Here is a 21,454-nt window from a genome sequence, read left to right on the forward strand (position 1 = left end):
AATGGAGACCCGGAGACCTTCCGCCAGGAGGTGCGGAACTACTGGCTGGTCGACGCCAGAGACTACAACAAGGAGGATAAGCCTGTGACCTATGAGGAGTGGAAAGCCTTCATGGAGCGGTACCGCCAGGAGCTGCGGGAGCAGCCCGCCGGGATGCCCGACCTGCTGGTCGATGCCAAAGCGATGGGCCTCACCGACGGCTACCGTCCCCGAGACTTTGTGACCCGGGAGGAGGCCGCCGTTATGGCCCGGGCCGCCGCGCTGAAAAAGTGATATCACTCAAACAGCTCCCAATGCTGGACTTCTGGCATTGGGGGATTTTTTTGCCAAATTCTCAGGTGTTTGGGGATTTGCCGCTCTGTGTTCAGTTTTCGAAGTGCGTATATGTAAAAGGGGCGGCGATTGACTCCCCCTGTGCCGTGGGGTATACCCATGAGCGCCCGCCCCGGAGTGGGGGCGGCTGGACTTGCACCAGCGGCAGCCTGTGGCTGTCGGCCTTGCGGGTTGTTAATGGGGCTGTTCCCAGCGACGGGTCGGCGGACCGTTTCGGCTTACTTGGCGGCGACCTCAATGTAGTGCCGCCAGACTCCGTCGGCTCCTTTTCCGTGGGACCCGAACCGCTTCAGGTTCCGTTCTGCCCAAGGGCTTTCCATAAATTCCACCCCCGTCATATCGTGACGGGAAATGAATCGACTATTGGGAGCCGTTTCATGGACCTCGAAGATATCAGGGGAATCCCAGCCGGTCCAGATGTTCAAAACGTCTTTTGCTTTCATAAAGTACCCTCCCACGATTTTTTCACAAAAAGGGTGTTCTGAATGGCTTCCTCGCGAGTTGCACCCATGCCATTCTGGCCGTCAAAACACCGGTCAGGATGGGGAATGCAGAGCCAGGTGTCCAGAGAGATATCCGTGACGCTCTCCACAACGCCAATCTCCATCAGGTCTTTGAAGGTGCCGACGATGCCCAGCACCTCGGTCTTGTTGTCAGTGACAATTTTGCGAACCGTCCCGGTGTAGCCGCGCTTTTTCAAAAGTTTCATGTCAATGCCTCCTTGCTTTTTTTGTCTTACTCTGTTATCATGGAGGCGGCCGGGGTAAGGCTCCCGGTTGCCCCTTTGGGGTTTGGGTAGCGGTTCTCTTTGGTAGGGGCTCCGCTACCCTTTTTACTTGTTGGCTGTCATCGCTTCGAGCTTTTTAATCAGCTCATCCAGGTCTTTGCAGCTCCGGGCCAGTTCGAGCAGCTGGAGCCTTTCGGCTTCCCGTGCCAGCTTTTCAATGACCTCAGCGGCGTTTGACATCTCGTCCATATCCTCCCTCCTTTCGCAAGGGGCTGGCCGCCCCTGCCTTACGAGTGTTATTATACTACGGTTAAACCGTATTAACAATATCGGAATCTTCACCAAAAATACGGTTTAACTTTTGGATATTTTGATACTGTTAAACCGTTTTAGCTTGTGGTATTCTATATTAGGGTGATATAGTATGCTGACTGAAAGCCAGAAAAAGTCGAGGAATAAGTGGGATGCAGCCAATATGACCGTGCTGGGCTGCAAAGTCCGGCGGGACAAGGCCGAACAGTTCAAGGTCGCCTGTAAAAAGAATGGTACATCGCCGAATGCGATTTTCATAGCCGCTATGGAGAAATTTATGGAGGAACATGGAGAGGTCGGGGAAAATCCTAAACCTTGAAATTCCCAATCGGTTACGAATTTGAAAAGGGTATAAAAAAATCCCCGGACGTGAAAGCGTCCTGGGTCAAGAAGCAACGTCGGTCCTCGCCCTTGGAGCGGCCCTGATTCTAGCGTCCATTTAGCGTCCACGGACGCTAGAAACGGCGAAATTGAAGGAGCTATACAAAAAATAAAAACTGCGGAGCCCTTGTCGCACAAGGATTACGGCGCTTCATTAAAATGCAACAGACATGGTTAAGACAGTTGGTAAGGATGAGGTCCCCAGTTCAAATCTGGGTAGCAGCTCCAAAATCCCGCTTGAATCCATTGATTCTGGCGGGATTTCTCTTATTTTCTCAATTTTTTCGGTCGATTTATTTTTGCGACTTTTCGTTGACCCACACCGTGACCCACACGCCGAAATGCCCGAAGAGGGACAGAGAGCACCAGACAGGAAGTTCTGCTTTCCTGTCTGGCGTTTTCGTCGCTTTTTTGGCTTACATGACCTGTGCCATGAAATTTCCCATCGTCTCCGCCGCCCGATTCTGCTGCTGCCGGGTAGCGTGGGTGTAGGTGCGGAGGGTGAAGCCCGCATCGTAGTGCCCCAGCATGCTGGAGACGGTTTTCACATCTACACCGTTCTGGAGGGCCAGAGTCGCAAATGTGTGTCTGAGATCATGGAAACGAATGTGCTCCAGGCCGGCGTCCCTCAGGATTTTCTCATGGAGCTTTACCACTGAGTCCGGGTGGTACATCTCTCCGGTCACTGGCGAGGGGAACATATACGGATTGTCCAGGTGTTTGTCGTGCTCCTGGATTAGCAGGTCGACTGCATCCTGTGGGATGGATACCTGCCTGACAGATGTCTCTGTTTTGGGCCTGGAGAGCATCACTGCGCCGCTAGGGTTGCGGACGTACTGCTTGCTGACGGAGATCGTCTTATGCTCTGCATCCAGGTCGCTCCAGAGGAGCGCCACCAATTCACCTTTTCTCAGCCCACTGACCAGTTCCAAGTAGAACATGGGGAGTACCCCTCTGGCGTTTGCGGCGTTTAAATAGGCTTTCAGGTGTTCAGGCAGGAGCGTTTTCATTTCCACCTTCTGCACCTTGGGAGCGATGCAGTCATCGGTGGGGTTGCGGGGAATCAGTCTCTCTTTGACAGCCCTCTCGAAAGCGCAGTGGAGGGTGAGGTGGACGCTTCTCACAGTGGTGCTGCTCAGCCCAGGGTTGCCCTTGCCGCTCCGCTTCTGTATCCTGCCGCGCTCCATCAGGTCTTTGTAGAGTTTTTGGAGATCACGGGAGGTTAACTTGTTGAGCTTGATTTTGCCAATCCGAGGGATGGTGTAGGTCTCGATGATCAGGTAGTAGCGGTCCGCTGTGGCCGGCCTGACGTTGGGCTTGGCATAGAGTTCGTACCAGCTGCGGAGCCAGGTAGCCACTGTGTAGTCCTCACTGCGGCCCACATCCAGACCAGATGTCTCCTGCTGCGCCTGGGCGAGCTTCTCCTTGACCTCGGCTTGCGTCTTGCCGAGGACGTTCTTGATGATCCGCTTGCCGGTTTCTGAATCGTAGCCGGCAGTGTACCGGCCCTCCCAGCGACCATCCTTGCGCTTGCGGATGTTGCCCTCACCGTTTGCTCGTTTCTTTGCCACCGCTTATCCACCTCCGTTCCTTATGTCGCCGTCATTCTCATCCATGCACTCGGCCATGATCCTGACGCCCAGCCGGAAGCCCAGGATGAAATTTTCGACTGCTGTGATGCTGTTGATCTCATGCTGCGACCGAATGAGCTTTGTGAGAGCATCTTGTTCAGTTTCCTCAAGCCGCTCCAAGAGCTGCTTTTCGCAGCTGGCGACACGGGCTACTGCCTTCTCCATTTCTGAGCCGGGAGTCATCTGCTGTTCATTGGGTGTGATGTTGCCATAGTAGAGATCTTCCAGAGTTTTTCTCATTTTCATCAACCTCCTTTGCAGCAACACACAATACCCCAATCGCAACTGAATAGCCATCCCTTTTGAGCAGAGTTATCAGAAATTTAATAGGTTGCTCTTGTTTACTGCGCAGCAGTTTTTGAGTGCTCACATGGACATTGACGGCCCGTTGTACTCCTCGTGATCATCTGCCTTGTGCCCCATAGCAATCTTCTTCTCTCCGATTTTGAGCCGCAGCTTTCGATCAACCTGTTGTCCTGCTGGGGCTTGAGGAGGAATAGAGTTATCCTGGAAAAATTCACTTATGTGGTGGAGCAACTGAGTGACCGACAGCATGACCGAGGGAGGTTTCAGGTTATCCCAGCGATCCAGGAAGAACTGAGCGTACTCGTTTCCTTGTGTAGCGGATTGAGTGAACCAGTAGTGAGCTTGTTCCACATCTTGCCTGTCCAAGTACAGCTTGCCGAGTGCGTACTGCGCATATTGGTTGCCGCTCTTAGCCGCCTGGGTCAGGTATTCGATGGCTTTTTCCGTATTCTTTGGAGCACCATCACCCAGGAGATAGAGCTTCCCCAGCCGGTAGCTGGCATACTGGTTGCCCTGCGTGGCGGCTTTTTCAAACCAGTTGACAGCTTCTTCAACCCGTTTCCTACTTTGCAGCAGCTTGCCCAGCGCATACTGGGAGAAATCATTCCCGGCCTCAGCGGAGCGGCGGAACCACAGCTCCGCTTTGTCGTCATCTGGCAAGACACCCAAGCCATCCCGCCAGCACTTACCCAACTGATGCGCTGCCACAGCGAAACCAGCATCCCAGAGCTGTTCCAGGACTTGGACGGCCTTCTCCTGTTCTGTCCAAGTTGAATCGTCATCGCAGAGGACATACCGGGCTTCCCGATATGCGTTCACCACTCGCCAGTGAGGGTGGATGTTCAGGACTTCTTCCTCCTCATCCAATTCATCGACCATCTGCTCGTCCTCGAATGTGATCTCGTCCAACCGAATCCGCTCCGCCTCACGGATGACCATATTCTTGACCGACTTGAACTCCTTTTGCTGAGACAGCGGCAGGTGTTCCCTGGGTTTGTCCTTGTAGTAGTTCTCCAGCTCATCTCGCAGTTTGTTCCAGACCTCATAGCACTCCGCCACCGCCGGGAGCTGGGCCAACTCATCCACGATGGCGTCCACCTGAGCCTTGACCTGTTTCGTCAGGTAGCCGTACACTTTTTTGCCCTTGACGTCCTGGAGCATCTCGGACAGGGTGAACAGCTTGTCTTCAATGACAGGACAGTCACAGATTCCGGACTTCATCTCTCGGATCAGATTGCGCATTGCCTCCTGCGCCGTATCGCGCACTTCCTGGTAGGACAGGTCCTTCTGTTTGTAGAGGTGCAGCAACTCGTCCTGAAAAATATTGTTGGTCAGCTTGGAGCGCATCATCTCGATACCCTGCTCTGTCAGATAACCTTGCTTCGGGTTTGCTGACCAGACCATCAGGTGGATGTGGGGATGGTGCTTTTCGTCGTGGAAGGCGGCGCACCAGCGGAACTGGTTAGGCGGTATCTTCATCGCCTCCGCCAGCTCCGTCTGGTGAGCCAGGAGGAGCTTCCGCCAGCTCTCAGCGGAGTCGTACCCCAGCCGGACAGCATCCTCCCGCTTGAGGGAGTAGATGAACGTCCAGACGGAAGCCGGGTGGCTGTTCACCTCCTGCATCGTCTTTTCCAAATCAGTATTTTGCACGTTGGAGAACAGGCCGTGAGAGCGGGGCCGCTCCGCGATGTACTTTAGGTACTGGTCGCCGGCGTTCAGCAGTTCCACACCGTCACGGGTACCGATGTACTCCGCGTAGTTCCCGGCGCCGCCGCCCGGCTTGATGTAGCCGCTCTTTTGGATCAGTCCCTGCATCAGTCGAGCCTCTTTTGATATTTGTAGGCGGCCTCAAAATCGACTTCGCCGTTCGTCTCTTTGATGTCTTTGATACAGTTGACCCGTACCTTTTTCAGCGTGTCCAGATCCACATTGAACCCGTAGGCAACGATTTGTGCCATGATTGCCTCCTCCGTTGACAGCTTGAACAGCAGTTTCCCGATTCGGCCGCCCAGCGCACCCAACTTACCCTCTAGCACTTCTGCAAGCACACGGGGCAGGTAGCTGTCGGCCTGTTCGGCATCGAGATAGCCGGAGTAGAACTGGATTGCTTTCTCGATGTACTCATTCTGTGTGGAGCAGTTATCGGTGCGGTAGTGATCCTTGACTTTGTCCCAGGCCTCATCTGTCAGCCAGACGGTGTGGCGGTCCTTGTTTTTATTCATTGTGTAAAACCTCCCTTACTCTGTAATAGCGTCATTGCAAACTCTGCAATAACGGCGTTTTTCTCTGCTTTTTAAAGGATCAGCGTCAATCGAAGATGTCAGCCCGCAGAAAAGCGTCAGCTTCCGTCTCTGAAACCGCCCGCACTGTGGGCGGTTGTGACCGCACCGGCGCAGCAAAAGCGCCGGCGCTTTCTCCTGCTTTCCCTCTCATCGCTCGCCTTGCACCTCCCAACGGGCGCACAGCTCGCCGCGTGGGTGGGGCTGGGTCAGATGTTGCCCGAGCAGGAGCCAGGGCACACAGGGCCGCTCTGGGGTGACGGTGGTCATATTCCGTTTGCCGTTTTTGGACACGACTGCGTTCTGCATCCACAGCGATCCACAGGCCGTCACGGAGGGGTTTCTCTTGTTTACAGCGACGCAGTTTTTGCATACTTCCATCTTGCTGTTTGTACCTCCAGTCGGCGCAGTTCGTTCTGCTGATGCGCATCCAGCACCTCATGGAATGGACGGATGGTGTAGAGCAGGCTGCCGTTGTGCTTGAGACCGGTCCTGGTGAATACGATGGTGTCCTCTGTGCTGATGAGCCCTTTGTCAGCGAGAGCGCAGACGTGCTTGCGCACCGTATTGACGCTCAACTGAGTTGCTGCACCAATGGTTTTGTAGCTGGGCCAGCACTGACGGGTGCGCCGATTTGCACAGCGGAGCAGGTAGGAGTACACCGCAAACTCACCGGGGGATAATCCCAGAGAAAAAATTTCGTTGGGGGTGGGGAAATAGTTTTTGCCCGTCTTACTCACTGTGTACCTCCTTGAGTGTGATCTTCTACCCACTGGATGAATTTCTCCTTGGGGACCACCATTCTGCTGCCGACTTTCAGTACAGGGAAGTCGACTTCGTGCATGAGTTCGTAACTGCTGGACGGCGCAATGCCCAGCACCTTTGCAACCACCTCTACGTTGAGGAACAGCGGCAGTTCCTCATAGGTCTTGTAGACCGACTCTTTCATTTTGATCCTCCTTCAAACTTTACTTGACTTTCTAACGGGTACGATGTAGACTGAATAAAAACAGGCGGGCGATATGTCCTTCTTGCTTGTAGTGTAACATTGCGTCAATCACTTGTCGAGTCCTATCTGAAAACAAATATAATTATGTCTAAGACGGGAGGAGCCGTTATGCTTAACTATCAATTCAAAACCTGCATCACAAACGGCAAGGAGCTTTATGCGTTTGTGGAGGAAGAGCTGAATGACCGCTGGATGTCTACGAGGAATGCGATGTTTCCGGAGAGCCTGATTTCCTTTCTGTACTTGGACATGGAGCAGATGAGACCGACCCTTCGACGCCTGTCTGACGGAGTGCGCAGAGTCATTTCAGAAAAAAGCAGAGAGGAATCAGACCGGGTCTATAGGCTCTTTTGTGATTTGGCGGATGTTCATGTCTACTTTGAGCTGCTTCGCTTGGACTGGAAGTTTCGCCTGGATCGTGCGCGGTATATGGGCTACGAGTTTCCGCAGAACTTTTTGCAGGTGGAGTATCTGGACGAGATGCCAGATAGACTTTTGACGCTTCAGCGGCAGGCACTGGACTTGCTCACCCAGATTTGGGTCAAGGACACCAGCGAGAAATCGGTAGATGAAAAAATGACCGCCTGCTACCTTGCGGCGGAGCAGGCGGGGAAAGAACTGTTTTGCTTTCGTCCGCAGCGGATGAGCTACGAGCTGCTGTATCAGGAGACCTTCGCGGAGGTTTTATGTCCTGAGACGGTTTATGATCTAGTGGACTACCATCTCCGGGAGTGCTTGAAGCGGGAGATCAAAATGCGGGTGTGCAAAAACTGCGGACGTCTCTTTGCGGTGACGGGCCACGGCGGCGTCGAGTATTGCGACCGTCCCTTTGATGAGAAAGGCCGCACCTGCAAGGAGATCGGAGCGTTCCGGGTCTGGGAGAAGAGTAAGAGCGAGGACGAGGTGTTCAAGATTTACCGCCGAGAGTACAAGAAGCGCTTTGCCTGGATCAGGGCAGGTAAGATTTCGAAGGACGAGTTCTACGCCTGGAGCGAGAAAGCCAGAGAGAGAAAAGCGGAGTGCGAGGCTGGGAATATCACGCTGGATGAGTTCAGTTGCTGGTTAAGGGATTCTTGAAAAAGATCGCCTTATTTTGCTTTAATGATGTTGACTTTTGTCTTGAATGTGTTGATTGCTTTCAACTCCGCCCGGTAAGGACGCCCGGACGGAGTTTTATTATCCCCCCGGCATAATTCATGGTCCAGAAGTTTGCCTGCAAGCATTTTGATATTTCAGTCATGGCAATGATATATCCTCAAAGGCGGTTAGAGATAAAATAAATAAAACGATTTGCAGGGAGGCTGGCGAAAATGTTTCATCCGGACAGTTGTCTGATCCGATTTCTCGCAAGGATCTGTGATCTGCTGCTTCTGAATATTGCGCTGGTTCTTTCCTGCTGCACCGTTGTCCTTTCGGGAACCGCTGTTACTGCGCTCTACTCCATGACGCTGAAATTGATGCGGGGGCAGGACTGCGACCCAGTCAAAGGGTTTCTCCGGGCGTTGCGGGAAAATTTTCTGTCGTCGTCCTTCGCCACCATTCTGTTCCTTGCGGATGTGACCCTTCTGGCCGTCCTGCGCAGTGTGCTCTATGCCGAGACGCTGCTGATGCCGCCGGCGGTATTCGTTATGCTGGCCATCCTCGCCGTATTTTTGACGGCCCTGTTGTCTTACCTGTTTCCCCTGCTGGCCCGCTTTGAGAATACCTTTTCCCATCATCTGAGCAACGCAATCCGGCTGTCCCTGGCCAATCTGCCCGTCACTGTTCTGATGACCACGGTCAATCTGCTGCCCCTGCTGATTGGCTTGTTGTTCCCCGCTCTGCTCGGAGTCGTATTTGCCTTCTGGCTGTTGTTCGGCTTCGCGGCAGGGGCCTGGATCAATTCCTTTTATTTGAATCGGATATTTGAAAGCAGAGAGGATGGTTGATAACGGTGGAGGATTTGCTTTCCTATGAGGGCTGCCGCCTGGTGTTTGAGGACAATTTTGATGGAGCTGAGCTGGATCGGAGCCGCTGGAACGTGGAGCTGCACGAGCCGGGCTGGGTCAATGAAGAATTGCAGGAATATGTGGACTCCCCAGAAAGCATCAGCGTCAGGGGCGGAAAATTGCTGATCCGCCCGGTGAAAACGGTCCACGAAAACGGCACAATTTCCTACACCTCCGGCCGGATCACCACCCAGCACAAGTACGACTTTACCTACGGCCTGTTTGAGGCCCGGCTGAAGGTGCCCAGAGGGAAGGGCTTTCTGCCCGCCTTCTGGCTGATGACTACCGACGAGGACCGTTACGGCCAGTGGCCCGAGTGCGGCGAGATCGACATCATGGAGATATGGGGAAGTCATACGGGGAAAAACCACGGGACCATCCACTACGGCCTGCCCCACCGGGAGAGCCAGGGGACGGTGGCCCTGGAAAACGGCGATTTTGCCGAGGAATTTCACAACTTCTCCCTGCTCTGGGAGCCGGGGCTGCTCCGATGGTATGTGGACGGTAGGTCCTTCTATGAGACAAGGGAGTGGTTTTCCGCCGGGGCGGACGGTGTGAAGAAGCCCTGCCCCGCCCCCTTTGACCACGATATGTACCTCATCCTGAATCTGGCCGTGGGAGGAAGCTGGGTCGGGTATCCGGACGAGACCACAGACTTTGAGCACGCCGCTTTTGAGGTGGATTATGTGCGGGTCTATCAGAAAATACAATCATCAACGGAGGTGACGGCACATGGATAACATTCGTTTTTTGGATGAAAACGGAACATTTACGCTCAATAACCCGGAAAATGTAAGCGGGCTCTATTTCCCCCTGGCCAGCGAAACAGGGCTAAAAAGCGCCATTACTCCTAACTTGGGGGGCGACAGCAAACTGGATCAGGAGTCCTTTCTGCTGGAGCCGGTGAGCGCGGAGGACCTGCACAGCCGCCGCGGCACCCGGAATTTCTGGTGCGTCATGGAGGATGGTTGCTGGTCGGCCACGGGGGCGTCGGCGGAGCAGGAGGCGGATCGCTTCACCCCGGAGCAGGACGAGAGCACCTTGATCGCCGGCCTGATGTGGCAGAAAGTGAGCCGGGAGTCCAAGCGTTTCGGCCTCCAGTCGGAGATTATCTCCTTTGTTCCCGTTCGGGAGAATGTGGAGATTATGGAGGTCAAAATCACCAATACCGGGGCCGCTTCCCGGAAGCTGACCTGTGTAGCGGCCGTCCCCATCTACGGACGGAGTGCGGACAACGTGCGGGACCACCGGAACGTGACCTCCATGCTCCATCGGACCCGGACCACAGAGCATGGGGTCCTGGTGAAGCCCGCCATGTCCTTTGACGAGAAGGGCCACCGGGAGAACCACAAAATCTACTATGTGCTGGGTTCCGCCGGGGACGGAACAGCTCCCGAGACCTTTTACCCCACGGTGGAGGGCTTCCTTGGCGAGGGCGGCACATTCCTACACCCCCGGGCGGTTTACGAGAGGGCGGAGGGCGTCCCCGCCGGGACCGAGATCGACGGACGGGAGGCCATGGGCGGTATCCGATTCCCGGCTGTCACGCTGGAGGCGGGACAGAGTGTAGTGTATATCCTGCTGCTGGGCATTGCAGAGGACGGGCTGGAGATGGACCGGGTCCTGTCCACCTTTTCTACGGTGGAGCAGGTGGAGCAGGCCTTGGCCGAGACAAAGGCCCACTGGCAGGAACAGGTGAACGTCCGCTACCATACAGGCAACCCCAATTTCGACCGCTGGATGCGGTGGGTAAGCTTTCAGCCCTTCCTGCGCCGGATTTACGGCTGTTCCTTCCTCCCCCACCACGACTATGGCCGGGGAGGCCGGGGCTGGCGGGACCTGTGGCAGGACTGTCTGTCCCTGCTGCTCATGGCCCCCCAGAACGTGGGGGAGATGATCCGGAAAAATTTCGGCGGCGTCCGGGTGGACGGCACCAACGCCACCATCATCGGTGCGGGAGACGGAAACTTCATCGCCGACCGCAACGGCATCGCTCGGGTATGGATGGACCACGCCCTCTGGCCGCTGATGACCACCAGGCTGTATATCGACCAGACCGGAGACCTGGATATTCTCCTGGAACCCGCCCCCTACTTCAAAGACCCCCAGGCCATGCGGGGCACGCAAATCGACCCGCTCTGGAATGAGGAGTACGGGAACCGGCAGCAGAGCCAGTCCGGGGCGGTGTACACCGGCAGCATTCTGGAGCACCTGCTTATTCAGCACCTGGCCGCCTTCTATGAGGTGGGAGCCCACAACATCTTCCGCCTCCGGGGGGCCGACTGGAACGACGCCCTGGATATGGCCGCTGAAAACGGGGAGAGCGTGGCCTTCACCTGTGCCTACGCGGGGAACCTCCTAGATTTGGCCGGGCTGCTGCGCCGACTGGCCGAGCGGCAGGATAAAGTCGAGCTGCTGGCGGAGCTTCAGGAGCTGTTGGAGGCTGGCCCGGAGGTCTATGAGGATACCTCCCGCAAAACAGCGGTCCTGGAGGGGTACGCCCGGCGTTGTATCCATGAGGTCAGCGGGCAGACTGTCGCGGTTCCCCTCACCGCCCTGGCGGAGGACCTGGAGGGTAAGGCCCGCTGGCTGATGGAGCACATCCGCCGTCAGGAATGGATCAAAGACGGAGAGGACGGCTGGTTCAACAGCTACTACGACGACCACTGCCAGCCCCTGGAGGGGATCACAGAGCAGGGCGTGCGCATGATGCTCACCGGGCAGGTGTTCGCCATTATGAGCGGCACGGCCAGGTCGGAGCAGGTGAGGGCAATCGTCCGAAGTGCGGACCGCTATCTCTACAAGAAAGCGGCGGGAGGCTACCGGCTGAACACGGATTTCCACGAGCTGAAACTGGATATGGGCAGGATGTTCGGTTTTGCCTATGGGGAGAAGGAGAACGGTGCGGTGTTCTCCCACATGACGGTGATGTACGCCAACGCCCTCTACCGCAGGGGCTTTGTCCGGAAGGGGTACAAGGCCCTCCAGACCTTGGCGGAGACGGCGATGGACTTCCCCACCAGTAAAATTTTTCCCGGTATCCCCGAATACTTCAACGCCGACGGTCGGGGAATGTACCACTACCTCACCGGCGCGGCCAGCTGGTACATGCTGACGGTGATCACTCAGGTGTTCGGCGTACACGGCGAGGGGGGCGATCTGGTGATCGAGCCCAAGCTGGTGCGGGAACAGTTTGACGAAACCGGAGAGGCGGCAATCGACTTTTCCTTTGCCGGGAAGAGCTTCCATGTGGTGATTGTCAACCGGTTGGAGAAGGATTTCGGGGAGTACCTCCCTGTCAAGAAGGTGCTCAGCCGGGAAGTGGTAGATACCCTGCCGAAAGACGGGAATACAATCACGATTGAATTGATGTAAGGAGCGGATGGAATGCAGTACGGATATTTCGATGATCAGGCCCGGGAGTATGTCATCACCCGGCCCGACACCCCGGCCCCCTGGGCCAACTACCTGGGGTCCCCGGAGTACGGGGCATTGATCTCCAACAACGCGGGGGGATACAGCTTTGTCAAGTCCGGGGCCAACGGGAGAATTTTGCGCTATGTGTTCAACCAGTTTGACCAGCCGGGGCGGTATATCTACCTCCGGGATAACGAGACGGGGGACTTCTGGTCCGCCTCCTGGCAGCCAGTGGGCAAGCCTCTGGATGTCTACAAAAGCGAGTGCCGCCACGGGACCGGATACACCCAGATGATTGCGGACTACGCTGGTATTCACAGCGAGGCGGTGTACTATGTCCCCCTGGACGCCGCTCACGAGGTCTGGCTGCTGTCTGTGACCAACCAGTCGGAGAAGCGGCGGGAGCTGACCCTGACAGGCTACGCAGAGTTCACCAGCAACGGCAACTATGAGCAGGACCAGGTGAATTTGCAGTACTCTCAGTTCATCACCCGCACTATCTTTGACCGAGACCGCATCCGCCAGCAGATTCACGGCAATCTGGACGCCCAGGACAGCGAAGTGGACGAAAAGGCAGTGATTGAGCGGTTCTTCGGCCTGGCCGGGGGGGAGGTATCCTCCTACTGCGGCGACAGGGCGGAGTTTCTTGGCCCCTACCATGGGTATGGAAACCCTGTGGGGGTGGAGCGGGGCGACCTGGGGGGCACCCTCAACTACAACGGCAACAGCTGCGGAGCTCTGTCCACCGTTGTGGCCCTGGAGCCGGGAGAGAGTAAGGTTGTCGCCTTCCTGCTGGGGGAGAAGCCCAACAAGGACAGCGCCGCCCTTTTGGACGCCTATCGGGAGCCTCACAAGGTGTGCCGGCGGGAGCTGGATACCCTGATCCGCCACTGGCACGGACGGCTGTCCCATTTCCAGGTAAAGACGCCCTGCCCGGAATTTGACGCCATGGTCAACACCTGGAACGCCTACAACAGCTTTATTACCTTCACCTGGTCCCGAGCGGCCTCCTTCATCTACTGCGGCCTGCGCAACGGCTACGGTTACCGGGACACGGTGCAGGACATCCAGGGGATCATCCACCTGGAGCCGGAGGGGGCGGCGGAGAAGCTGCGCTTCATGCTCTCCGCCCAGGTGGACCACGGGGGCGGCCTGCCTCTGGTGAAGTTCACCCACAGCCCCGGCCACGAGGACACCCCGGAGGACGCGTCCTATGTCCGGGAGACCGGCCACCCCGCCTATCGGGCGGACGACGCCCTGTGGCTGTTCCCCACGGTGTACAAATACATCGCCGAGACGGGGAATACCGTCTTTCTGGACGAGGTAATCCCCTTTGCCAACCGGGACGAGGGTAGCGTCTACGAGCACCTGAAGCGGGCGCTGGACTTCTCCCTGAAGCATCTGGGCCCCCACGGGATGCCCGCCGGACTCCACGCCGACTGGAACGACTGCCTGCGGCTGGGGGCCAACGGGGAGTCCTCCTTTGTGGCCTTCCACTTCTACTACGCCTTTACCGTCCTGCGGGAATTCGCCGCTCAGAAGCAGGATGCCGCCTATCTCCAGTGGCTGGAGCGGGAACAGAAAAAACTCCGGGCTTTGCTTAACGACCTGTGCTGGGACGGGGACCGCTTTATCCGGGGCTTCACCCAGGCCGGCGAGGTGATTGGCCATCACAGCGCCCCCGAGGCCAATCTGTGGCTCAACCCCCAGAGCTGGGCGGTCATCAGCGGCCTGGCGGCCCCCAAACAGGCAGAGCTGGCTATGGACAACGTCTATGCCCGGCTGAACACCGACTACGGCGCGATTTTGATGGACCCGCCCTACCACGCCCACGCCTTCGACGGGGCGCTGGCGGTGATCTACAATGCGGGGGTGAAGGAGAACGCCGGGGTGTTCTCCCAGTCCCAGGGCTGGCTGATCCTGGCGGAGGCGCTGCTGGGCCACGGGGACCGGGCCTTTGCCTACTTCAAGGAGAACGCCCCCTCCATGCAGAACGACCGGGCGGAAATTCGGAAGATCGAGCCCTACTGCTACGGCCAGTTCACCGAGGGGAAGGCCAGCCCCCACGCCGGCCGGTCCCACGTCCACTGGCTTACCGGCACGGCCTCTACCGTGATGGTGGGCTGTGTGGAGGGCATTCTGGGGATGCGGCCCGATTTGGGAGGCATCAAAATAGCGCCCTCCATCCCCAAGGAGTGGAAGGCGCTGGAGATCTGGAAGGATTTCCGGGGGAAGAAGCTGCATATCCGGATCGAGAATCCCGACGGGAAGGAGACGGGCTGCGCGGGGCTCACGGTCAACGGCCGGGAAGTGCTCGGGGACTACGTGCCGGAGGCCCTGCTGACCGAGACCACGGAGATCGTGCTGACTATGTAATGCCGGCGGGCTCCCGGTTGACATTCCAGTTGTTCAGATAGTTCTGTTTCCGGTAGGCTTTGGGGGTCATCCCCGTCTGGGAGCGGAAGTGCTGGATGAAGTGGCTCTGGGAGGAGTAGGACAGCATGACGGCGATCTCCACAAAGTCGTAATTGCTGAACCGGAGGAGATTTTTCGCCATGTCGATCTTCCGCTGGCGGATGTACTCGCTGACAGCGACGCCCGTCTCCTGCTTGAAGATGCGGGACAGGTGGGTGGGGGAGATGCCGACGGCCTCGGCCAGCTCGTTGACTGTGATCCGGTCCATGATGTGGACGTAGATGTAGTCGATGGCCTCGGCCACCTGCTTGGAGGAGGCGATGTTCTTCCGCAGGTGGCGCATCCGGCACACAAAGTCCAGAGCCATCTGGTCGTGAACGTAGACAATCTCCGCCATGTTGTTGCAGCAGTCCATCCTGCGGATGTATTCGTCACTCAGGCCGAAAGCCTCCTCCATGGGCATCCCGCCCTCCATGCAGAAGCGGGTGAGCATGGCGGCGGTGACCACGAAGTGGTAGCGCAGATTGGTGACCGGGTTGTCGGAGAGCTTGCCCGCACCCTCCATGTTCTCAAAGGCCCCCCGGCTGCAGTTTTCCTGCACGGCGTCGATGAGCCCCGCCGCCACCGAGCGGTAGAAGAGAAATTCCTCCCCCGGCTCCCGGTGGCTGGTGACCTCGCCGTCCTCCTTCGGAAGAACGGGCTGCCAGTTCTTCTGTCCGTCCATGATGGCACCTCCCTGAAATTTTGGAACAAATATATCATGAATCTGACATTTTATCAAGAGGCAGCTTGGCGGTTTACGCGTAAAATTCGGAGAAAAATTGGGACAGTATCCAAAAGCTGTCATGGATTTGATATTTGTCTATTGGTTTTTATATACGGTCGCCGCCCGCCCGCCTATAATTTTGATTATACGGCGGCCCGCGGGCTACGCAAACTGTGAACAGGAGGAGTGGAACATGAGAAAAAAGAGAATCCTGGGCCTGGCGCTGGCCTCCGTGACAGCTCTGGGGCTGCTCAGCGGCTGCGGAGGGGGCGGCAGCGGCGGCCTGCTCAGCGGCACGCAGGCCAGCGACGGCGGCAAGGTCCTGAACATCTACGTGTGGAATGAGGAGTTCCAGGGCAAGTTCAACGAGAACTACCCCGAAGTAGAGCGCCTGTCCAACGACAAGTCGGTGGCCTATCTGAAAGACGGCACCGAGGTTCACTGGATCGTCAACCCCACCCAGGACGGCGTCTATCAGCAGAAGCTGGATGAGGCGCTGCTCAAGCAGGGCAGGGCGGCCGCCGACGAGCGGGTGGACATGTTTCTGGTGGAGGCCGACTACGCCTTGAAGTACGTCGACCCTGAGGTCAACGTGGCCCTCCCCATCTCTCAGCTGGGCATCACCGACGCTGACATCGCCAACCAGTACCGCTACACCTTGGAGGCCATGACCGGCTCCGACGGGGAGATTAGGGGCCTGAGCTACCAGGCCACCCCCGGCATGCTGGTCTACCGCCGCTCCATCGCCCAGGCCGTCCTGGGCACCGACGACCCGGAGGTCGTGGGCGCCGCCGTGGCCGACTGGGACAAATTCTACGAGACCGCCGGGCAGATGAAGGAAGCCGGCTACTATATGTACTCCGGCCGGGCCGACACCGCCCGGGTGTATTCCAACAACGTCTCCGCCCCCTGGGTGAAGAACGACAAGACCGTGGTGGTGGACCCCAACATGATGAACTGGGTGGAGCGCTCCATGGAGGACATCGCCAGCGGCGTCAGCCACAACGTGCCGGGCCAGTGGAACGACGAGTGGAACAAGGACATGGGCCCCGACTCCAAGGTGTTCTGCTTCTTCCTCCCCGCCTGGGGCCTGGACGTGTGCATCGCCCCCAACGTGAAGGACACCGCCGCCGCCCAGGACTGGGCCGTCTGCCCCAGCCCCCAGAGCTTCTTTTGGGGCGGCACCTGGCTGGTGGCTGCCAACGGCACCGACAACGCCTCCCAGGTCAGGGACATCATGCTGACCATGACTGCCGATCGGGAGCTCCTGCGCACCTTGGCACTGAACTACGGCGAGATGAGCAACGACCAGCCCCTGATGGAGGAGCTGGCCCAGTCCCCCGACTTCGGCATCGACCTGCTGGGCGGACAGAATTACATCGGCGTGCTCTCCGACGTGGCGGCCACGGTGGACCTGTCCAACATCTCCTCCTACGACCAGGGCTGTGTGGAGGAGTTCCAAAACACCTTCGGCGACTACTTCAACGGCAAGATCAGCCTGGACAAGGCCAAGGCCAACTTTGAGATGTCCATCGCGCTACCCCTGGCTGGTAGGCGGCGGCGTGGAATGGCCATAAAAATGAGAGAGAGGGGGACTTTTTATGGAAAAACAGAATATAATCAAAAGCGTCAGCTATGCCAAGTGGGGCTATATCTTCATCCTGCCCTTCTTCCTGTCCTACGCCATTTTTTCCCTGATCCCGCTGGCGGACACCATCCGGAACAGCTTCTATGAGTACTACGCCTTCGGCCTGAAAACCGTGGGCCCCAACTGGACGGGGCTGTCCAACTACATCTCGCTGCTCTCCTCCGATCTGCCCAAGTACGCCTGGAACACCTTTGTGATGTGGGTGCTGGGCTTTGTGCCCCAGATCATCATCTCCCTGGTGCTGGCGTCCTGGTTCACCGACGCCCGGCTGAAAATCCGGGGCAAGCAGTTCTTCAAGGTGGTCATCTACCTGCCCAACCTGATCATGGCCTCCGCTTTCGCCATGCTGTTCTTCGCTCTGTTCTCCAACGCCGGGCCTATCAACAGCATCCTGCTGCGCATGGGGATCGTCGGAGAGGCCATCCGGTTTATGGAGTCCACCCTGGGCGCCCGCACCCTGGTGGGGCTGATGAACTTCCTCATGTGGTTCGGCAACACCACCATTATGCTTATGGCGGCCATTATGGGCATTAATCCCTCCATTTTTGAGGCGGCGGAGCTGGACGGCTGCACCCACATTCAGAAATTTTTCCGGATCACCTTGCCCCAGATCAAGCCCCTGCTGACCTACACCCTGATTACCTCCCTCATCGGCGGCCTCCAGATGTTCGACGTGCCCCAGATTCTGACCGCCGGCAAGGGCGCCCCCGACCGCACCACCATGACCCTGATCATGTACCTGAACAAGCACCTGCAGGCCAAGAACTACGGCATCGCCGGCGCCCTGTCCGTCTTCCTGTTCATCATCAGCGCCATTCTCTGCTGGATGGTCTTTAAGATGAACACCGACAGCGACCCGGACGGCTCCAAATCCGCGGCCAGGCGGGCCAGGAAGGGAGGCAAGGCATAATGGAGAGCAAAAAATCCAACGGACGGACGATTTTAGCCCATGTGGTGCTGATCATCCTGGCCTTTTTGTGCCTGTTCTTCTTCTACATCCTGATTATCAACGCCACCCGGTCCCATGCGCAGCTCCAGCTGGGCTTCTCCTTCCTGCCCGGCTCCAGCTTCCTGACCAACCTGAACAGTGTTATCAACGACCCTGCCATCCCCATTTTGAAGGGCATCCAGAACAGCCTGATTGTCTCCGGCTGTTGCGCCGCCATCGTGACCTACTTCTCTGCCCTGACGGCTTACGGCATCTATGCCTACGACTTCAAGCTCAAGCGCGCGGCCTTCACCTTCATCATGGCCATCCTGGTCATGCCCACCCAGGTGACCGCTCTGGGCTTCCTGCGCCTGATTACCAGCATGGGGCTGGACGACTCCCTGCTGCCTCTGATTATCCCCTCTATCGCCTCCCCCGCCGTGTTCTACTTCATGCACAGCTATATGCAGTCCTCCCTGCCCAGGGAGCTGATTGAGGCCGCCCGGATCGACGGCTCTAAAGAGTTCGGCACCTTCAACCGCATCGTGCTGCCCATCATGAAGCCCGCCATTGCGGTGCAGGCCATCTTCACCTTCGTGGGCTCCTGGAACAACTACTTCATTCCCGCCCTGGTCATCACCTCCAAGAACAAGCAGACACTGCCCATCATGATCGCCACCCTCCGGGGCGCGGACTACATGAATTTTGACATGGGTAAAATTTATATGATGATTACCATCGCCATCGTGCCCATCATTATCATTTATCTGCTGCTGTCGAAATTTATTGTGGAAGGCGTCACCCTGGGCGGCGTCAAGGAGTAAATCAACACACAAAGCGCCGTCGGCTTGACGGCGCTTTTTCAAGGAGGAAATTATGGAAAAGTGGATTCGCGCCCGCTATCAGCCCAATCTGCCCCTGGAGGGGGACCGGCGTGTAACGGCCAGTCCAGAGCACGTCGCCCTGTCCCGGCAGGCGGCCCAGGAGGGCATGGTGTTGCTGAAAAACGACAGGGGACTGCTCCCCCTGGCTCCGGAGACCCGGGTGGCCCTGTTCGGCAAGGGCAGCTTCGACTATGTGAAGGGGGGCGGCGGCAGCGGCGACGTGACCGTGGCCTATGTCCGGAACCTGTACGACGGACTAAAAGGAGAGGGGGTGCCCCTCTGCGAGCCCCTGTCCGATTTTTACCGGGACTATGTGGCCGGGCGGTACAAGGCCGGGGACGTGCCCGGCCTGATGGCCGAGCCGGAGCTGCCCCAAAGCCTGGTGGACGGGGCAAAGGAAAATACGGACGTGGCGGTGATTGTCCTCAGCCGCTTCTCCGGGGAGGGCTGGGACCGGGAGCCGGTGTTGTACCAGGAGCCAGACTATCCCTGGCCCGATGAGTTGGTGATGCCCCAAAAGGCAAAAGCGATTTTCCCTAAGGGGGATTTCTATCTGACTGGCGCTGAGCAGAATATGGTGCGGCAGGTCTGCGCCGCCTTTGCGCAGGTGGTTTTGGTGCTCAACGTGGGCGGCGTGATGGATGTCTCCTGGTTCTGTGAGGATGACCGCATCCCCTCCGTCCTGCTGGCCTATCAGGGCGGGATGGAGGGGGGCGCGGCTGTCGCCGCCCTGCTCACCGGCAGGACCAACCCCTGCGGCAAGCTGCCCGACACCTTCGCCCGGGACCTGTCCGACTACCCCTCCACGGAGCATTTTCACGACTCCCCCCACTATGTGGAGTACACCGAGGATATCTATGTGGGCTACCGGTATTTCGAGACCATCCCCGGGGTGGCGGAGCGGGTGTGCTACCCCTTCGGCTACGGCCTGTCCTACACCACCTTTGCCCTGGAGACGGTGAACGCCGGAGGGTCGGACGGTCAAATTCGGGTTGCCGTCCGGGTGACCAACACCGGAAGCCGGGCGGGGAAAGAAGTGGTCCAGCTCTACTACCGGGCCCCCTGGGGGCTGCTCCAGAAGCCGAAACGCTGTCTGGCGGCATTCCAGAAGACGAAGCTGCTGGGGCCCGGCGAGAGTGAAACGGTAGAGCTGACCTTTGCCGTCTCGGATATGGCCAGCTTCGACGATTTGGGGAAGATCGCCCCCTCCGCCTGGGTGCTGGAGCAGGGGCGCTACGCCCTATATGTGGGGACCTCCGTGCGGGAGGCGGCAGAGCTGGACTGGGCTTGGGAGCAGGTTGAAACGGAGGTTACTCGCACGGTCAGCGACAGCCTGTCCCCGTCCCACCTTCCTAAACGCCTGCTGGCGGACGGGGGCTGGGAGGAGCTGCCCGCCGCCCCGGTAGCGGACACCGACATCAATCTGCTCCGGCCCATCCACGCTGGTCAGGCCGAGGCGGTTGCCCCCGCGACGCCTGGCCGGGGGCGCTGGCTGCTGACCCAACCCTACGCCGAGGGCGTACAGCCCCTCTCCGCCGTGGCGGAGGGGAAACTGACCCTGGAGGAATTTGTGGCCCAGCTCAGCGACGGCGATCTGATCCACCTGCTGGGGGGACAGCCCAACGTGGGAGTGTCCAACACCTTTGGACTGGGCAACCTCCCGGAGTACGGCGTGCCCAACCTGACTACCGCCGACGGCCCGGCGGGTCTGCGGATTCGGCCCGAGGTGGGGGTGTGTACCACCGCCTGGCCCTGCGCCACTCTGCTGGCCGCTACCTGGGACTGGGAGCTGGTTTCCCGGGTGGGCGCCGCCGCGGCGGCGGAGGTCAAGGAGAACAATATCTCTGTCTGGCTGGCCCCGGCGGTCAATATTCACCGCAATCCCCTGTGCGGCCGGAACTTTGAGTACTTCTCCGAGGACCCGCTGCTCACCGGAAAGCTGGCCGGGGCCGAGGTGCGTGGCATTCAGAGCCAAAACATGGCCGCCACGGTGAAGCACTTCGCCTGCAACAACAAGGAGACCAACCGCAAGCACAGCGACTCCCGCCTGTCCCAGCGGGCCCTGCGGGAAATTTACCTGCGCGCCTTTGAAATCATCGTCCGGGAGGCGAAACCCTGGGCCATTATGAGCTCCTACAACGTGATCAACGGCCGCCGCGCCTCCGAGAGCCGGGAGCTGCTGACGGATATCCTGCGGGGTGACTGGGGCTATACCGGCATGGTGATGACCGACTGGTGGACCCGGGGAGAGCATTACAAAGAAATTTTGGCCGGCAATGACCTGAAAATGGCCAACGGCTACCTGGAGCGGGTACAGGAGGCCATGAAGCTGGGGGCAGTCAGCCACCGTGACCTGGAGATTTGCGCCGGTCGGGTATTAGAGCTGATTTTGAAAGTCGATTAAATGGCCTATAGGAAACTGTGATTTGC

The 21,454-nt window shown here is 58.1% G+C and carries 22 protein-coding genes; 11 read left to right on the forward strand and 11 right to left on the reverse strand.

Annotation, left to right across the window (positions count from 1 at the left end; translation table 11 throughout):
• Positions 1-273, forward strand: a 273-nt coding sequence (locus tag D1646_RS06875) for a hypothetical protein (RefSeq protein ID WP_160635762.1), incomplete at its 5' end; no start/stop codon positions are given.
• 278 nt (positions 274-551) lie between these two features.
• Here D1646_RS06875 and D1646_RS06880 read toward each other — a convergent pair.
• The 3 genes from D1646_RS06880 to D1646_RS06890 all read right to left on the reverse strand — a co-directional run bounded on the left by D1646_RS06880 (position 552) and on the right by D1646_RS06890 (position 1,309).
• Complete coding sequence (locus D1646_RS06880) at positions 552-776, reverse strand: hypothetical protein (RefSeq protein ID WP_160635763.1); 225 nt, start codon at positions 774-776, stop codon at positions 552-554.
• A complete protein-coding gene (locus tag D1646_RS06885) occupies positions 773-1,042 on the reverse strand; it encodes a hypothetical protein (RefSeq protein ID WP_160635764.1) in 270 nt (89 codons plus the stop codon). The genes D1646_RS06880 and D1646_RS06885 overlap by 4 nt, the downstream gene beginning before the upstream one ends.
• A gap of 123 nt (positions 1,043-1,165) precedes the next feature.
• Entirely contained in the window at positions 1,166-1,309 is a 144-nt protein-coding gene (locus tag D1646_RS06890) for a protein phosphatase (protein WP_243154057.1), read from the reverse strand.
• A gap of 175 nt (positions 1,310-1,484) precedes the next feature.
• Here D1646_RS06890 and D1646_RS06895 point away from each other — a divergent pair, with 175 nt between their 5' ends.
• Positions 1,485-1,691, forward strand: coding sequence for a hypothetical protein (locus D1646_RS06895; RefSeq protein ID WP_160635765.1), 207 nt, complete (start codon positions 1,485-1,487; stop codon positions 1,689-1,691).
• 478 nt (positions 1,692-2,169) lie between these two features.
• On the opposite strand, the gene D1646_RS06900 is transcribed toward D1646_RS06895, so the two are convergent.
• The 7 genes from D1646_RS06900 to D1646_RS06925 form a co-directional block, all read right to left on the reverse strand.
• Positions 2,170-3,324: a site-specific integrase gene (locus tag D1646_RS06900; protein ID WP_160635766.1), complete on the reverse strand. Its 1,155-nt coding sequence runs from the start codon at positions 3,322-3,324 to the stop codon at positions 2,170-2,172.
• 3 nt (positions 3,325-3,327) lie between these two features.
• Positions 3,328-3,624, reverse strand: a complete 297-nt coding sequence (locus D1646_RS06905) for a DUF6809 family protein (RefSeq protein ID WP_160635767.1) — start codon at positions 3,622-3,624, stop codon at positions 3,328-3,330.
• Positions 3,625-3,750: 126 nt separating this feature from the next.
• On the reverse strand, positions 3,751-5,505 hold the full coding sequence (gene mobP3, locus D1646_RS06910) for a MobP3 family relaxase (protein ID WP_160635768.1): 1,755 nt from the start codon (positions 5,503-5,505) through the stop codon (positions 3,751-3,753).
• The gene (locus D1646_RS06915) at positions 5,505-5,912 is read right to left on the reverse strand and encodes a hypothetical protein (RefSeq protein ID WP_160635769.1); all 408 of its coding nucleotides are present in this window, start codon (positions 5,910-5,912) and stop codon (positions 5,505-5,507) included. The genes mobP3 and D1646_RS06915 overlap by 1 nt, the downstream gene beginning before the upstream one ends.
• Positions 5,913-6,119: 207 nt before the next feature.
• A complete protein-coding gene (locus D1646_RS22635) occupies positions 6,120-6,350 on the reverse strand; it encodes a hypothetical protein (RefSeq protein ID WP_201754582.1) in 231 nt (76 codons plus the stop codon).
• Positions 6,320-6,709, reverse strand: a complete 390-nt coding sequence (locus tag D1646_RS06920; RefSeq protein ID WP_160635770.1) for a helix-turn-helix domain-containing protein — start codon at positions 6,707-6,709, stop codon at positions 6,320-6,322. The genes D1646_RS22635 and D1646_RS06920 overlap by 31 nt, the downstream gene beginning before the upstream one ends.
• Positions 6,706-6,918, reverse strand: coding sequence for a helix-turn-helix domain-containing protein (locus D1646_RS06925; protein ID WP_160635771.1), 213 nt, complete (start codon positions 6,916-6,918; stop codon positions 6,706-6,708). The genes D1646_RS06920 and D1646_RS06925 overlap by 4 nt, the downstream gene beginning before the upstream one ends.
• Before the next feature lie 168 nt (positions 6,919-7,086).
• On the opposite strand from D1646_RS06925, the gene D1646_RS06930 reads away from it, so the two are divergent.
• The 5 genes from D1646_RS06930 (at position 7,087) to D1646_RS06950 (ending at position 14,759) form a co-directional block, all read left to right on the forward strand.
• The gene (locus D1646_RS06930; protein ID WP_160635772.1) at positions 7,087-8,055 is read left to right on the forward strand and encodes a DUF6076 domain-containing protein; all 969 of its coding nucleotides are present in this window, start codon (positions 7,087-7,089) and stop codon (positions 8,053-8,055) included.
• A gap of 233 nt (positions 8,056-8,288) precedes the next feature.
• Entirely contained in the window at positions 8,289-8,906 is a 618-nt protein-coding gene (locus D1646_RS06935; RefSeq protein ID WP_160635773.1) for a DUF624 domain-containing protein, read from the forward strand.
• A gap of 5 nt (positions 8,907-8,911) precedes the next feature.
• The gene (locus tag D1646_RS06940; RefSeq protein WP_347565147.1) at positions 8,912-9,706 is read left to right on the forward strand and encodes a glycoside hydrolase family 16 protein; all 795 of its coding nucleotides are present in this window, start codon (positions 8,912-8,914) and stop codon (positions 9,704-9,706) included.
• On the forward strand, positions 9,699-12,341 hold the full coding sequence (locus D1646_RS06945; protein ID WP_160635775.1) for a cellobiose phosphorylase: 2,643 nt from the start codon (positions 9,699-9,701) through the stop codon (positions 12,339-12,341). Before D1646_RS06940 ends, D1646_RS06945 begins: the two co-directional genes overlap by 8 nt.
• Before the next feature lie 12 nt (positions 12,342-12,353).
• Positions 12,354-14,759: a N,N'-diacetylchitobiose phosphorylase gene (locus D1646_RS06950; RefSeq protein ID WP_160635776.1), complete on the forward strand. Its 2,406-nt coding sequence runs from the start codon at positions 12,354-12,356 to the stop codon at positions 14,757-14,759.
• On the opposite strand, the gene D1646_RS06955 is transcribed toward D1646_RS06950, so the two are convergent.
• Positions 14,752-15,522: an AraC family transcriptional regulator gene (locus D1646_RS06955; RefSeq protein WP_160635777.1), complete on the reverse strand. Its 771-nt coding sequence runs from the start codon at positions 15,520-15,522 to the stop codon at positions 14,752-14,754. The two genes, D1646_RS06950 and D1646_RS06955, sit on opposite strands and share 8 nt — an antisense overlap.
• A 235-nt stretch (positions 15,523-15,757) precedes the next feature.
• Here D1646_RS06955 and D1646_RS23110 point away from each other — a divergent pair, with 235 nt between their 5' ends.
• From D1646_RS23110 to D1646_RS06975, 4 genes are read left to right on the forward strand one after another with little or no spacing between them, the layout of a single operon-like run.
• The gene (locus D1646_RS23110) at positions 15,758-17,299 is read left to right on the forward strand and encodes an extracellular solute-binding protein (RefSeq protein ID WP_160635778.1); all 1,542 of its coding nucleotides are present in this window, start codon (positions 15,758-15,760) and stop codon (positions 17,297-17,299) included.
• Positions 17,226-18,122: a sugar ABC transporter permease gene (locus D1646_RS06965; protein ID WP_243154060.1), complete on the forward strand. Its 897-nt coding sequence runs from the start codon at positions 17,226-17,228 to the stop codon at positions 18,120-18,122. Before D1646_RS23110 ends, D1646_RS06965 begins: the two co-directional genes overlap by 74 nt.
• Positions 18,122-18,964 carry a carbohydrate ABC transporter permease gene (locus tag D1646_RS06970; protein ID WP_160635780.1) on the forward strand — a complete coding sequence of 281 codons (843 nt, stop codon included), beginning with the start codon at positions 18,122-18,124 and terminating at the stop codon, positions 18,962-18,964. The genes D1646_RS06965 and D1646_RS06970 overlap by 1 nt, the downstream gene beginning before the upstream one ends.
• 52 nt (positions 18,965-19,016) lie before the next feature.
• The gene (locus tag D1646_RS06975; protein WP_160635781.1) at positions 19,017-21,428 is read left to right on the forward strand and encodes a glycoside hydrolase family 3 protein; all 2,412 of its coding nucleotides are present in this window, start codon (positions 19,017-19,019) and stop codon (positions 21,426-21,428) included.
• Positions 21,429-21,454: the final 26 nt, after the last annotated feature.

This window comes from Pseudoflavonifractor sp. 60 (genome assembly GCF_009911645.1).
Lineage (GTDB): Bacteria > Bacillota > Clostridia > Oscillospirales > Oscillospiraceae > Lawsonibacter.